The following is a 13,129-nucleotide window of genomic DNA, read 5'->3' on the forward strand; positions in this document are numbered from 1 at the left end:
CTTGCCAGCGATGAGGCCAGTGAACCCATCACAACGCTCAATCCCCGGTCGCCACACTAGTGGCCGCCTCCCCCGGCGTGACAATGGTTTTCAGATCAATGTGCTTCCACTCAGGCCTGGCCCCCAGCCGCGCATTGAAGCGGTAGTTGAAGGTGAAATCGTCCGCCGTCGGCAGCGTCAGCGGTTTGCCATATACCGCCTCGATGCCCGCCAGGTCGTAACCCATCAGCTGCAACAGCGTCGGGAAAATGTTGTAGTGACTGGAACGGTCCTTGTTCACCGGCAATGACTGCGCCCAATCCGGGCCGTGCAGTTGATCGCCCTGAATCACCACCAGCGGCACCAGCCCTTCTTCCTCCACCGGATCGCCACCACAGTGAGTATTGAGCCCGGGGTTGCCGCGCTCATGCAGGTCCTGGCCGTGATCGGAGGTGTAGATCAGCAGCGCATTGTTCAGCCTGGCCTGAGCAAATACCCGGGCGAAGAACTCGCCCACGTTCCATAACAGCGTGTTCTTGTAGGCGTTGCGGTATAACAGCCAATCGTCCGGCTGGCCGTTGAAACCGTCACGTTTGCCGGTGTCGGCGACTTCGGTGAACTGCCCGCGCGGCAACGTCGGACGGTAGGCCATGAAGGCGTCGGGGTACTTGTCGTGCACCGGGAAATGCGCGCCGACTTTATTGATCACCACCAGCTCCGGCTGATCGTCGTTGAGCAACTCGATCAGCTTCGCGGCGGCAGCCATGTCGCGGTCTCGCACGCTGGTCTGGTCAAACTGCACGAACTCGTCGATGTCCTTTTTCTCGGTGTCGGTCATCAGGTTCTGCAGATTGCCGGCGGTGCGCTGGGCGTCGATGTACACCGTGCGCAACCCGGCCTTTTTCGCGTACTGCCAGATCGACGGCAGCGTGCTGTTGATCCGTATGTAGTCGGCACGCGTACCGCCGTAACGCAACGTAACGTTGGTATCGGCGCTGCAGTTGGCAATGGACGCGGCGTAGCCGTAGTTGAAAATCTCGACCCCCGGATGTGCCTGCTTGAGGTTGCTGTGCACCCCGAACGGCGCATTGATGTCCAGGTAATTGCCGGAGATGCTTTCGTCGATAATCAACACGATGTCGTGATTGACCGTCGCAGCGCTGCGCGCCAGCGTCACGGGCTCACGCGGGCCGACCGTGTTGTGCAGCGCTTCATAGGTGAACAGGTTCAGATAGGCCAGCGGCGTGTACATGATCGGCAAGCCCCGCGCGCCCTCGCCCGCCCGCAGGAACAACACCGCGCTCAACAGCAGCACACCACACACCGGCGCCGCCACCCGCAATGCATTGGGCACCACCAGCGCATGCCGCGGTTTGAGCCCGATGCCGAACAGCAACAGCAGGCCGCTGAGCGCACCATGAATGATCGCGTCGCGATACTGGTAAGCGGCTTCCTGAATGAAGCCGCCGGAGTAAACCAGCGAGACAAAGCTGCTGTAGCTCAGGTAATCCGCGGTGACCCGGGTATAGACATCAAAGAATACCGCCGAAGCAAATAGCGTTATTGCGAATAAGTGTCGAATCAATGCCTGACGAATATAAGCCGTTAGATATAACGCTAAAGTGAGCGCCAAAAACATCGCGCCAAAAAGAAGCACAGCAAAACCGACCCCGATAGCATTTAACCGCTCAATGTAATATTCGGAATAAAGCAGCAGATAAATAACTAAAAGCAGTTCTTTTAAATATCGAAACATGGCGATTCCGGTCGTACGAAACGGCATTGGGTCAATAGTTTGTCGGTCAAAATCTGACACTAGCACCCGGCCATCAAAGCGCAAGAAAAGCCTGACTTTTCTGTCAAGCGTCAAAAAACTGTTGACTCATTCCTGACACACTCCAGCGGCTACAAGTCGTTAATTTAAAGGCTTTCGACCGTTTATCGCTTTCTTCAGGATGTGAAAAAAGGGTCAAGGACGCGACAAATCCAGCAATAGCAAGCACTTGATGGCCAATAGCCTGAAAAAAGCCCGGTGTTATACACGTGCAACATGTCATTTTGCTGACACGCTTTTCCACACCTGCGCTATACCCCTTTTGACAGTTCCATTTTGATCTTCTTCCACCGTCTTACGAGGCACGCCAATATGGACGTGAGCGTATTTGGTACGGGCTATGTTGGCCTTATTCAAGCAGCCGCACTTGCCGATGTCGGACATCGGGTTTTATGTGTGGATATTGACCCGAACAAGATTAAACAACTGCAACAGGCCGTACCGCCTATTAGCGAACCGGGTTTATCCGCCGCGCTGGAAGAAAATATCAAGGCCGGCCGTCTGCTGTTCAGCACCCAGGCCAGCGACGCGGTGGAGCATGCCGAGTTGATCTTCATCGCCGTGGGCACCCCGGCCGATGAGGACGGTTCCGCCGACCTGACGCACGTGCTCAACGTCGCCCGGCAGATCGCCTCGCACATGGAGGCCGATCGCACCCTGATCATCAAGTCCACGGTGCCGGTCGGCACGGCGGATCAGGTCGCCGCCAAGGCCAGCGAAGAATTGCAGCGCCGCGGCCGCAGCAGCCTCAAGGTGCGGGTGGTGTCCAACCCCGAATTCCTCAAGGAAGGCAGCGCCCTCGCCGATTGCATGCGCCCGGACCGGATCATCGTCGGCACCCGTGATGACGCGGCGCGCGAACAGATGAGCGAGCTGTACGCGCCGTTCTGCCGCAACCACGAAAAACTGATGTTCATGGACAACCGCAGCGCCGAGCTGACCAAGTACGCGGCCAACGCGATGCTCGCCACGCGTATCAGCTTCATGAACGAGCTGGCCAATCTCACTGAATTGCTGGGCGCCGACATCGAAGCGGTGCGCAAAGGCATCGGTTCCGACCCGCGCATTGGTTACCACTTCATCTACCCCGGCTGCGGCTTCGGCGGTTCGTGTTTTCCCAAGGATCTGCGCGCCCTGCTGCACACCGCCGAACACAACGGCATGCCGCTGAAACTGCTGCGCAGCGTCACTGATGTCAACGACAGCCAGCGGCACATTCTTTTCAGCAAACTCAAGGCGCAGTTTCCGCAAGGCCTGGGCGGCAAGTCGATCGCGATCTGGGGCCTGGCGTTCAAACCCAATACCGATGACATGCGCGAAGCCCCCAGCCGCTACCTGATGGACGCGCTGTGGGCCGAAGGCGCGAGCGTGCAGGCCTACGATCCGGAGGCCATGTCCGAGTGCCGGCGCCTGTACGGCTATCGCGACGATCTGCACTTGTGCGCCACCCGCGACGACACCCTGGAAGATGCCGATGCGCTGGTGATCTGCACCGAATGGAAGAATTTTCGCGTAGTGGATTTCGAGCTGCTGGCGAGCAAGTTGCGCTCCAAAGTGATTGTCGACGGTCGCAACCTCTACAACCCGGAACACGTGGCCGCCGCCGGTTTGCACTACAGCGGCATCGGCCTGCGCCACATCGCACCGGAAGGATTGCGCCCATGAAAATCCTGGTCACCGGCGCTGCCGGCTTCATTGGTGCCCATTGCGTGTTGCGGCTGATGCGCGACGGGCATGCGGTGGTCGGCCTGGATAATTTCAACGGCTACTACGACCCGCAGCTCAAACACGATCGCGTGCAATGGGTGCGTGATCAGGTCGGGCATTTCCCGCTGGCACGCATTGATCTGGCCGACGCCGCCGCGATCGAAGCGCTGTTTGTCCGCGAGCAACCGCAAGTGGTGATCCACCTCGCGGCGCAGGCCGGGGTGCGCTACTCGCTGGAAAATCCGAAAGCCTATCTGGACAGCAACCTCTGCGGCTTCCTGAACATTCTCGAAGGCTGCCGGCACCATCCGGTGGAGCACTTGATCTACGCCTCATCGAGTTCGGTCTACGGCGCCAACCAGCACACCCCGTATTCGGTGCACGACGGCGTCAATCACCCGCTGTCGCTGTACGCCGCGACCAAAAAAGCCAATGAGCTGATGGCCCACAGTTACAGCCATCTGTTCGGCATTCCCTGCACCGGCCTGCGCTTTTTCACTGTGTACGGGCCATGGGGGCGGCCCGACATGTCGCCCATCCAGTTCGCCCGGGCGATCACCGAAGGCACGCCGCTGAAGCTGTTCAATTACGGCGAGCACCAGCGCGATTTCACCTACATCGATGACATCGTCGAAAGCATCGCGCGCCTCACCGACCATCCGCCGCACAACCACCCGGAGTGGGACCGCGAACACCCCGACGCCGGCAGCAGCATGGCCCCGTGGTGCCTGTTCAATATTGGCGGCCATCACCCGGTGGAGCTGAAAACCTATCTGGCGCTGATGGAAAAACACCTCGGCCAGAAAGCCATTGTCGAGCTCTTGCCCCTGCAACCGGGCGATGTGCTCAACACCTGTGCCGAGACCGATGATCTGGCCCAGGCCACCGGGTTCCAGCCCCGGATCGAGCTGGATGAAGGACTGGGGCGTTTCATCGCCTGGTTTCGCGACTACTACCCCACTGCCTATCGCCCACGCGCCGCTCGCGGCTGAACATCAGCGGAGGACCCCATGACTGGACATGAACAAGGTGTACCGATCAATCAGATGCGCCGCGACAAGCGCATGGATCCCGAGCACCGAATGCGCCTCGATTCCGCCATCCACATGCAGGGCCGTGGCTGGTTGACCGGCCGCGACGGTGGCCGGCCATGGACGTTGTCACGCACCAACCGGGTATTGGCCTGCTTCGGTGCGCTGGTGCTGCTGGTGGTGTTCTCGCCGCTGCTGCTGGGCCTGGCACTGGCCATCAAATTCACCAGCCCGGGACCGGTGATGTTCGTGCAGAAACGGACCGGTTATCGCGGCCGCACCTTCGGCATGTACAAGTTCCGCACCATGGTCTGCAACGCCGAAGAGCTGAAGGAATCGCTGCGTCACCTCAACAAGCACGGGGTCGACGCCATCGATTTCAAGATCGACAAGGACCCACGCATCACCGGTATCGGCGGTTTCCTGCGGCGCACCAGCCTCGATGAACTGCCCAACCTGTTCAACGTGGTGAGCGGTGACATGCGCCTGGTCGGCCCGCGGCCGACCTCGTTCAACGCCTACCGCTACAAGGACAATCACCTCGCGCGCCTGAGCATCTACCCCGGCATGACCGGCCTGTGGCAGATCTCCGGGCGCAGCAACATCGACTTCGACCAGCGCGTTGAGTTGGACCTCAGCTACATCGCCGAGCAAAGCCTTTTGCTTGATCTGAAGATCTTGTTGAAAACCCCCTTCAAAGTATTCAGTGGCCACGGAGCAAGCTAATGGACGGTTCAACCAACAAAAGCCTGAGCATTGCCAACCCCAGCGAATCGAACCTGATCTCGACCGTGCTGGATCTGGATCTGCGGATCCTGTTCCTGACCGCCGCCAACCCGGGCGCCGGTACCACCACCAGCGCATTGGCGCTGGCCAGCCAACTGGCGCAGATGAGCAGCGGCCAGGTGCTGCTGGTCGATGCCAGCCAGTCGGCGGGCAGCCTCACGCAGCAATTGAACCTGAGCAAGGAACGCGGCCTGCGCGACTTGCTGTTCAACCCGGACAACCCGCCGCTGTTGCAGGATTGCGTGGTGCAGGTTTCCAGCCTGCCGTTCCACGTGCTGCCCAACGGCCGGCCGATCCGCACCCTCGAACACCTGACCGCCGAGCGCCTGAGCCCGCTGCTCGACCGCTTGGGCACGCAGTATCGCTTCGTGGTGATCGACGGCGACGCGGTGTATTCCGCCGCCGACACGCTGGTGCTCGCCACTCAAGTCGATGGCGTGGTGTTTGTGGTGCGCGCCGAAGACACCCGCTGGGAAGTCGCCCAGGCCGCCGTGCAACGCCTGACCCAGGCCGGGGCAAAAGTGGTCGGCAGCGTATTCAACCGGCGCAAGTACTACATGCCCAAGTGGCTCTACAAAAACCTGTAAGCAAACGCGAGGGATGACGCCATGAACGCCAAGATACTGGTTCTGCTGATGCTGCCGCTTGCAGGCTGCTCCAGCAATTCCGAAACCCAGAACATGCCGGTGAACATTCTCACCGCCACCCCGGCCAACGCCCAGGCCACCGACATGCCGAAGATCGAGCAGACCTTGCGTCCGCAAGACGTGCTGGATGTGATCTTCCACATCAGCACCAGCGGCTCGGACGCCTACCGCGTGCAGTCGGGTGACCAGATCGGCCTGAACTTCACCGCCGCCAGCCAGCTCAATGGCAACCAGTTGGTGCTGCCCGACGGCACCATCAACCTGCCCGGCGCCAACACCTCGGTGAAAATCGCCGGCCTGACCGCCGATGAAGCGCGCGATGAAATCCAGCGTGCCTACCAGCGTAAACAGCTGTTCCAGCCCAACCGCAATCAGTTGACGGTGCAGGTCATCAGTCCGCTGACCAATGAGCAGAACCTGAAAAGCGCGCTGAATCACCCGGCCACCGGCATGAGCCGCGAGATCACCGTGGGCAACGACGGTTATGCGAGCTTTCCGGAAATCGGCGCGGTGCCGCTGCAAGGCATGACCATCAATCAACTGGAAACCTTCCTCAACCAGAAGTACGCGCAATTGCCGGGGCGGATGAGCGTCGATGTGATGCTCAAGTCCACCGCCGGCAACGAGATCTACGTGCTGGGCGAGGTCGGCCAACCGGGCTCCTACCCGATCCGCCGTCCAGTGTCGGTGCTTGAAGCGCTGACCCTGGCGCGCGGCACCAATGTCAAAGCGCGTCTGGACTCGGTGGTGATCATGCGCCGCAACGGCAATCAGGTGCAGGCCGTGCACTACGACGTGGAAAAAGCCCTGTCGGGCGATGCGTCGCAGATCGCCTACCTGCAACCGGACGACATGCTGTTCGTGCCAAAAACCAAACTGGCGAGTGCCGGCGATCTGGCCCGGCAACTGGCCGACGTGGTGTTGTTCCAGGGCGTTGGTTTCAGCTTCGGCTACCGCGTCGACAACAAAGGCAGTAACAACAACTGACTCTCAGGTGACCGATCATGAATCCAAAGGAAAACTACCTGCATGAGTTCTTCAGGATCTTCTTCGCCAACAAGCAGCTGGTGAAACGGGTCTTCCTGATCTTTGCAGTCATCGCGTTGGTACTGCCGCTGGTGCTCAAACAGAGCTTCGATATCACCGCCCAAGTGATCGTGCAGTCGAAAAAACTCTCCCAGGGTGACGCCACCACGTCACTGACGGTCGATAACGCCACCTTCATTCCGCCGTCGCTGGCGGACATGGAAACCGAAAGCAACATCCTGCGGTCCCCGGCGCTGATCCGCCAGACCATCAGCGAGTTGCGCGACAAGGGCGAGTACAACCCGCCGGTCGGTATGTTCGCCAAACTGGTGAGCGATCCGATCCGGCGCTACGTCTCTTCGCCACTGCGTGAGTACGTGATCAATCCGCTGCGCAACATGCTCGGGCTGCAAACCGATCCGGTGCGTGACACGGTGCTCGATGGCTTGACGCAAGATGCGATCAACAACCTGAAGATCGAGACCCTGCCCGGCTCCAACGTGATCTCGATCATCTACAGCTTCCCGGATCCGCATCAGGGCACCACGTTCGTTGCGACCCTGCTGCAGAACTATCTGGTCAGCCGTCAGGCGCTGCAATCGATCGACCTGCCGCAATCCTTCTACGAAACCAAGAAGCACCTGTATCAGGTGCGCCTCGATGGGCTGGAAGGTAATCGGCAAGCGCTGCTGGAAAGTGTTGCATCGTCCGATCCGAAGGAAGAAATCACCTTCCGCCTGAACGCGATCAATACCGAAGAGCAGGCCCTGAACCTGTATCAGGATCGCCTGTTGCAGAGCCAGCGCTGGCTCGAATACCTGAAAACCGCGCTGACGGCCGCCAGCAGCAATAAGCTCAACGACTACACCTTCCCCTTCACCTTCACCACCACCGTCGATAACGTGGCGTTCGAGGATCGGGAAATCAAACAGTTGGGCGAGCAACTGACCACTCAGGTCAGCCGCTACATGAATGACCTCGCGGTGTTCCAGCCCGGCAGCGAGCCGATGCTGCTGACCCGTGAGCAGATCGCCCGCACTCGCCAGCAGTTCCTCAAAGTGGTGAGCAACCGCATTCAGGAACGCACCAATGACCTGGCCGTGGTGCAACAGGTGATCGATCAGAAAACCGCACGCATCGCCGAGTTCAAGAACCGCATCCACACCTTGCAACAGACCCAGAGCAAGCTGCGGCAGATGGACACGGAAATCGACGCGCTGCACACGGCGTTCTCGACCTACGCGCAACGCTTTGCCGAAAGCAGCACCGCCGGTTCGCTCAACGACGACCTGTCGAACGCCAAGGTGCTCAGCCCGCCGTTCGAGCCGACCGAGCCGGCGTTCCCCAAACCGCTGCTGATCATTCCGTTCGGGCTGTTCACCGGCCTGCTGCTGGCGATTGCCCTTGTCTATGTGCGTGAGTTCTTCGATCACCGTTTCAAACACCCGGCGCAAATCACCCACGAACTGGGCCTGCCGGTGTTGCTGGTGATCAACGACGAGAACGTGCTGCCGAGCAATCCGCACAAGAACTGGACCGTGCCAAGCTTCGTGCACTGGGTGCGCAATTGAACACGCTGTCCACCCCGAACGCCGCGCTGCCGATCATTCACTTGCTCAGCAGCGGCGGCTTCTATGGGGCCGAGCGCATGTTGCTCGATCACTGCCTGGCGACACCGGGGCAGCACCAGGTGCTGTTTCTCGATGCACCGCCCGCATTGATCGCGCGCTTTCGCGAGGCCGGGGTGGACTGTCGTGGTTGTGCCGGGCTGGGCGAGTTGTTGCGCCACCTGCGGGCCCGGCGCAGTGAACGGCCGCTGATCAATACACACAACTTCAAAGGGCTGTTGTTCGGCTGGGTCGGCGCGACGCTGTTGCGTTTGCCGCTGGTCATCACCCAACACGGCTTCACCCCGCGCAGCCGCAAACAGAAGTTCTATACCTGGCTGAGTCTGCAGTTATGCCGCACCGCCTCGGTGGATCGGGTGGTGTGCGTGGCCGAGAGCATCGCCGTGCTGCATCGTCAGGCCAGCGTGCAGGCGGACAAACTTCAGGTGATCCCCAACGGATTGCCCGCCGCCGAAGCGTTGATCAGCACCACTGACAGTCAGCGCTGGCTCGCCGGTTACGTCGGACGCTTGAGCAGCGAGAAAGGCCCGGACCTGTTTCTCGATGCCCTGATTCCGCTGTGTCACCAGCATCCGCAACTGGACGCGGTGATGCTCGGTGACGGCCCGGAACGTGAGGCGCTGCAGGCGCGGATCGACGCCGCAGGTTTGCAGCAACGAATCCGCCTGCCCGGTTACCAGACCGCCATGCAGCCGTGGTGGCAACAACTGGATGCGCTGGTGATCAGCTCGCGCACCGAAGGCACGCCGATGATTCTGCTCGAAGCGATGCAGAGCGGCGTGCCGGTGGTGGCGTTTGCGGTCGGCGGCATTCCCGATGTACTCGAGCACCGGCACAACGGCTTGCTGGCGACACCCGCCGCCAGCGCCGACCTCGCCCGCCAGCTCGATAACCTGCTGAACGAGCCGAACCTGGCTCGGCAATTGTGTGACAACGCAAAGCGTACGCAACAGGATCGCTACGACCTCAAGGCCCTGGCCGAACGCTGGTCGCAGCTGTACATCCGCACGGCACGGGAGGCACGCGCATGATTTTCCCGCTCTCGATCGTCACGCTGCTCGGTCTGGTGTGCATCGGTCTGCTCGCCAGCCCATATCCATTTCTCGCACCGGGTGCGGTCATTGGTCTGGTAGGGTTCACGGTGTTGTACCGCAAGCCAACCTGGGGCCTGCTGGGCATTGCCGCGCTGGTACCGTTTGAAGGTTTCTTCAAGGACAGTGCGCTGTCCGGAAGCAAACTGATCGGCGCCTCGCTGGCGGTGATCCTGATGCTGCAACTGGCCCTGCATCAGATTCCCGGCGAGCGCCTGCGCAGCAATATCTGGCGGTTTCTGCTGTGGTTCCTCGTCCTGTATTTCCTCAGTTTGCTCAACACTGATGACCTCGGTATGTCGCTGGGGCATCTGCGTGAACTGAGTGTCGGGCTGATCCTGTTTGTCATTACCCTGTTGATCGGTCGTGAACTGAATCTTGACCTGTTCGCCCGACTGGTGACCCTGAGCGTCAGTGCCACCTGCGCCATGGCAATGTTCTCGAGCAAATTCCAGGATCAAGGCCGCGCCGCCGGGCTGCTGGAGGACCCCAACGCCTTCGCCCTGCTGATCGCCTTCGCCATTCCGCTGGGCCTGCTGCTGGTGATTCGGGGGCCTAACCTGCTCCACCGGTTGTTCTGGGGCGCTTGCTGCCTGCTGCTGCTCGGTGGCATGACCAAGACCGAATCGCGCTCCGGGCTGGTGGTGGTGGCCTTGAGTCTGCTGATCGGTTGCTGGCACTACCGCGCGCAACTGACGCGGATTCGCCCTCGGCACCTGGGCTTCGCCATGCTCGGTGCAGCCATCGTGATCCCGCTGGCAATCTACGCGATGCCCGCCGGCTACGCCGCGCGCATTCAGTCGCTGAGTATTCTCAGCGCCGGCTCCAAGGCACAGGATGAATCCCTCGGCCGCCGCGCCTCGTACATCGTGGTCGGCGGGCAGATGATCCGCGAGAACCCGTTGCTCGGTTCCGGACCCGGCACCTTCCCGCTGCACTACGCGACCACCGGCTACGCCAAGGCGTTTTCCGCCAACCGCAAGATCGGTGACCTGTACCGCCGTGCCCACAACACTTATCTGGAAATTTTCAGTGAGCTGGGGATCCCCGCCGGCCTGCTGTTTGTCGGCATGCTCGGCCTCGGTCTGTACAACCTGATCCGCGCCCGCGCCGCGTGGATGCTGCGGCGCGACTGGCAACAGGCGGACCTGATGACCCACCTCGGCGTGAGCTTCCTGTCACTGACCCTGTTCCTGATGTTCCTCAGTGCACCGAATCAGAAATACGTGTGGATCATGCTCGCGCTGACCAGCGTCCTGCGCCTCAAGGCCGAACAGGCGCCACTGAACGAGGCCAGGACATGAGCCGGATCAGCATCATCATCCCGATGTTCAACGAGGCCCGGCACATTGGCCGCACGCTGCTGGCCGCGCAAAAAGCCGCACATGCAGCCGATGTCGAGTGCGAGTTGATCGTTGTCGACAACGGTTCGAGCGACGACGGCCCGCACATCGCCCGCCAGTTCGGTGCACAGGTGCTGGTGCTGCCGGGCCTGCTGATCGGTGCGCTGCGCAATCGCGGTGCGCTGCTGGCAAGCGGCGAGTGGATCGCGTTCATTGATGCCGACGTCGAGATGCCCGAAGACTGGCTCAAGCCCTTGTTCGAACTGCAAGCCGATGGTCAGGCCGATGTGTTCGGTCTGGATCTGCACACTCCCGCTGCCGCGCCGTGGTACGCCGCTGCCTGGCAACGGCGCACGCTGCGCCCGTCCAGCCAGAACTCGCACCCGGTGGACTGGCTACCCAGCTCCAACCTGCTGATGCGCCGGCGCTGGTTCGACAAGGTCGGCGGTTTCGACGAACACCTGCGCACTGGCGAGGACAAGGAATTCACCCTGCGCCTGCGCGACAACGGCGCCGTATTGCTCTCGATCAACAACCACGTCGCCCTGCACTGGGGCTACGAAATGAACTGGCGCGAGTGGATGGGCAAGGAAATGTGGCGCCAGGGCAGCCACCTGCAACTGCTGCGCACCCACGGGTTCAGCCTGCGCCTGCTGCGTTTTCCGTTGCTGTCGATTGCGGTGTGGATCCTCGACTTCCTGGCGATTTCAGCGTTGCTCGACGGCTTCCCGCATCACGCCGCGACCATGGTCGCGTTGACCCTTCTGCCGGGGCTGGTGCTGAGCGTGCGGCAGAGTATCAAACACCGCGACATCGGCCTGACCCTGCAACTGTGGGGCCTGCACTGGGTGCGTCTGCACCTGGCGGGCGCCGCGTTCATTCTCAGTCTGTGTCATTGGAATGCCAGGAGGCCTGCCCGTGGCTGAATTCATTTTCTGGCTGTGCCTGCTGCTGCCGGTATACGCCTACCTTGGCTACCCGCTGCTGCTGACGGTGCTGGCGCCGCTGTTCCCGGCCTGGCGCCACAGCCCGGCGCCGCCGCTGAACATCAGCATCGTGATCGCCGCGCACAACGAGGCGCGGCACATCGAGCACAAATTGCGCACGCTGCTGGCGCAGGACTATCAGCCGGCCACGCTGCAGATCATTCTCGCCAGCGACGGCTCGACCGACGACACCGTGGCCCGCGCGCACAAGGTGGTTGATTCGCGCATCACTGTCCTCGACCTGCCGCGCCAGGGCAAAGCGGCAACGCTGAATGCCGGGGCGGCACTGGCGACCGGCGATATCCTGGTGTTCACCGATGCCGATAACCAATGGTCGCGGGAAACCCTCGGCTACCTGCTCGCGCCACTCAGCGACCCCAACGTCGGTGCCTGCGCCGGGCACATGGTGATTCCGGTGACCGGTGGCGGCCTGAGCATCGGCGACAGTCTGTACCGGCATTACGAGGGCTGGCTGCGCCGGGTGGAGAATCGCACCGGTTGCATGGTCTCGGCCGATGGCGCCCTGCTCGCCCTGCGCCGCGAGCTGTTCCAGAGCGTACCGGCGGAGGTCAATGACGACTTCTTTCTCAGCACCTGCGCGCCGGTGGCCTTCAAGCGCATTGTGTATGTGCCCGAGGCGCAGGTGATCGACCACGGTGTCGACGAAGCGGACAAACAGTTCCGCCGCCGTCAACGCGTCACCGTCGGTGGCCTGCAAAGCCTCGCCCAGCGCCGTGAACTGCTCAACCCGCTCAAACATGGCTTGTATTCGATTGCGCTGATCAGCCACAAGCTGATCCGCCGCCTGGCACCGATCCTCCTGCTGCCATTGCTGCTGAGCAATTTCTGGCTGTGGGAGGACCACGGATTCTATCGACTGGCCCTGATCGCCCAACTGTTCGGTTACGCCGTGGCGATTGCCGGACTGCTGGATTCGCAACACCGGTTACCCAAACCGTTTCGCCTTGCGGCATTTCTGCTGGTCACACTGGCAGGCATGAGCATCGGCCTGTGGCAGTTCTTGCGCGGCCAGCGTTACGCCCAGTGGAATCCTGAACAAAACCGTTGAAA

At 61.2% G+C, this 13,129-nt stretch carries 11 protein-coding genes; 10 read left to right on the forward strand and 1 reads right to left on the reverse strand.

The annotated features are described in order from the left end of the window. Window positions 1-37: 37 nt before the first annotated feature. On the reverse strand, window positions 38-1,735 hold the full coding sequence (locus tag B1722_RS14660; RefSeq protein WP_086793130.1) for a sulfatase-like hydrolase/transferase: 1,698 nt from the start codon (window positions 1,733-1,735) through the stop codon (window positions 38-40). A gap of 390 nt (window positions 1,736-2,125) precedes the next feature. Here B1722_RS14660 and B1722_RS14665 point away from each other — a divergent pair, with 390 nt between their 5' ends. Genes B1722_RS14665 through B1722_RS14710 form a run of 10 tightly spaced genes read left to right on the forward strand, consistent with a single transcriptional unit; the run spans window position 2,126 to window position 13,127 of the window. Then, window positions 2,126-3,478, forward strand: a complete 1,353-nt coding sequence (locus B1722_RS14665; protein WP_041066283.1) for a UDP-glucose/GDP-mannose dehydrogenase family protein — start codon at window positions 2,126-2,128, stop codon at window positions 3,476-3,478. Continuing rightward, window positions 3,475-4,512, forward strand: a complete 1,038-nt coding sequence (locus tag B1722_RS14670; RefSeq protein WP_041066280.1) for an NAD-dependent epimerase — start codon at window positions 3,475-3,477, stop codon at window positions 4,510-4,512. The genes B1722_RS14665 and B1722_RS14670 overlap by 4 nt, the downstream gene beginning before the upstream one ends. A gap of 18 nt (window positions 4,513-4,530) precedes the next feature. After that, the gene (locus tag B1722_RS14675; protein ID WP_041066278.1) at window positions 4,531-5,277 is read left to right on the forward strand and encodes a sugar transferase; all 747 of its coding nucleotides are present in this window, start codon (window positions 4,531-4,533) and stop codon (window positions 5,275-5,277) included. Then, entirely contained in the window at window positions 5,277-5,924 is a 648-nt protein-coding gene (locus tag B1722_RS14680; RefSeq protein ID WP_086793132.1) for a CpsD/CapB family tyrosine-protein kinase, read from the forward strand. Before B1722_RS14675 ends, B1722_RS14680 begins: the two co-directional genes overlap by 1 nt. Window positions 5,925-5,945: 21 nt before the next feature. After that, on the forward strand, window positions 5,946-6,971 hold the full coding sequence (locus B1722_RS14685; RefSeq protein ID WP_041066273.1) for a polysaccharide biosynthesis/export family protein: 1,026 nt from the start codon (window positions 5,946-5,948) through the stop codon (window positions 6,969-6,971). A 17-nt stretch (window positions 6,972-6,988) separates the two neighbouring features. Beyond that, window positions 6,989-8,581, forward strand: coding sequence for a Wzz/FepE/Etk N-terminal domain-containing protein (locus B1722_RS14690; RefSeq protein WP_086793134.1), 1,593 nt, complete (start codon window positions 6,989-6,991; stop codon window positions 8,579-8,581). Continuing rightward, window positions 8,578-9,669: a glycosyltransferase family 4 protein gene (locus B1722_RS14695; protein WP_041066267.1), complete on the forward strand. Its 1,092-nt coding sequence runs from the start codon at window positions 8,578-8,580 to the stop codon at window positions 9,667-9,669. Before B1722_RS14690 ends, B1722_RS14695 begins: the two co-directional genes overlap by 4 nt. Beyond that, window positions 9,666-11,033, forward strand: coding sequence for an O-antigen ligase (locus B1722_RS14700; protein ID WP_086793136.1), 1,368 nt, complete (start codon window positions 9,666-9,668; stop codon window positions 11,031-11,033). Before B1722_RS14695 ends, B1722_RS14700 begins: the two co-directional genes overlap by 4 nt. Then, window positions 11,030-11,998, forward strand: coding sequence for a glycosyltransferase (locus B1722_RS14705; protein WP_086793138.1), 969 nt, complete (start codon window positions 11,030-11,032; stop codon window positions 11,996-11,998). Before B1722_RS14700 ends, B1722_RS14705 begins: the two co-directional genes overlap by 4 nt. After that, the gene (locus tag B1722_RS14710) at window positions 11,991-13,127 is read left to right on the forward strand and encodes a glycosyltransferase family 2 protein (RefSeq protein WP_086793139.1); all 1,137 of its coding nucleotides are present in this window, start codon (window positions 11,991-11,993) and stop codon (window positions 13,125-13,127) included. Before B1722_RS14705 ends, B1722_RS14710 begins: the two co-directional genes overlap by 8 nt. Window positions 13,128-13,129 lie beyond the last annotated feature (2 nt).

The organism is Pseudomonas sp. SCPG-7 (genome assembly GCF_002156405.1).
GTDB classification, from domain to species: Bacteria; Pseudomonadota; Gammaproteobacteria; order Pseudomonadales; family Pseudomonadaceae; genus Aquipseudomonas; species Aquipseudomonas parakoreensis.

Excerpts from the sequence above, each read along its gene's own strand:
- B1722_RS14660 (WP_086793130.1), bottom strand. The coding sequence starts at position 1,735 with ATGTTTCGATATTTAAAAGAACTGCTTTTAGTTATTTATCTGCTGCTT.
- B1722_RS14665 (WP_041066283.1), top strand. The coding sequence starts at position 2,126 with ATGGACGTGAGCGTATTTGGTACGGGCTATGTTGGCCTTATTCAAGCA.
- B1722_RS14670 (WP_041066280.1), top strand. The coding sequence starts at position 3,475 with ATGAAAATCCTGGTCACCGGCGCTGCCGGCTTCATTGGTGCCCATTGC.
- B1722_RS14675 (WP_041066278.1), top strand. The coding sequence starts at position 4,531 with ATGACTGGACATGAACAAGGTGTACCGATCAATCAGATGCGCCGCGAC.
- B1722_RS14680 (WP_086793132.1), top strand. The coding sequence starts at position 5,277 with ATGGACGGTTCAACCAACAAAAGCCTGAGCATTGCCAACCCCAGCGAA.
- B1722_RS14685 (WP_041066273.1), top strand. The coding sequence starts at position 5,946 with ATGAACGCCAAGATACTGGTTCTGCTGATGCTGCCGCTTGCAGGCTGC.
- B1722_RS14690 (WP_086793134.1), top strand. The coding sequence starts at position 6,989 with ATGAATCCAAAGGAAAACTACCTGCATGAGTTCTTCAGGATCTTCTTC.
- B1722_RS14700 (WP_086793136.1), top strand. The coding sequence starts at position 9,666 with ATGATTTTCCCGCTCTCGATCGTCACGCTGCTCGGTCTGGTGTGCATC.
- B1722_RS14705 (WP_086793138.1), top strand. The coding sequence starts at position 11,030 with ATGAGCCGGATCAGCATCATCATCCCGATGTTCAACGAGGCCCGGCAC.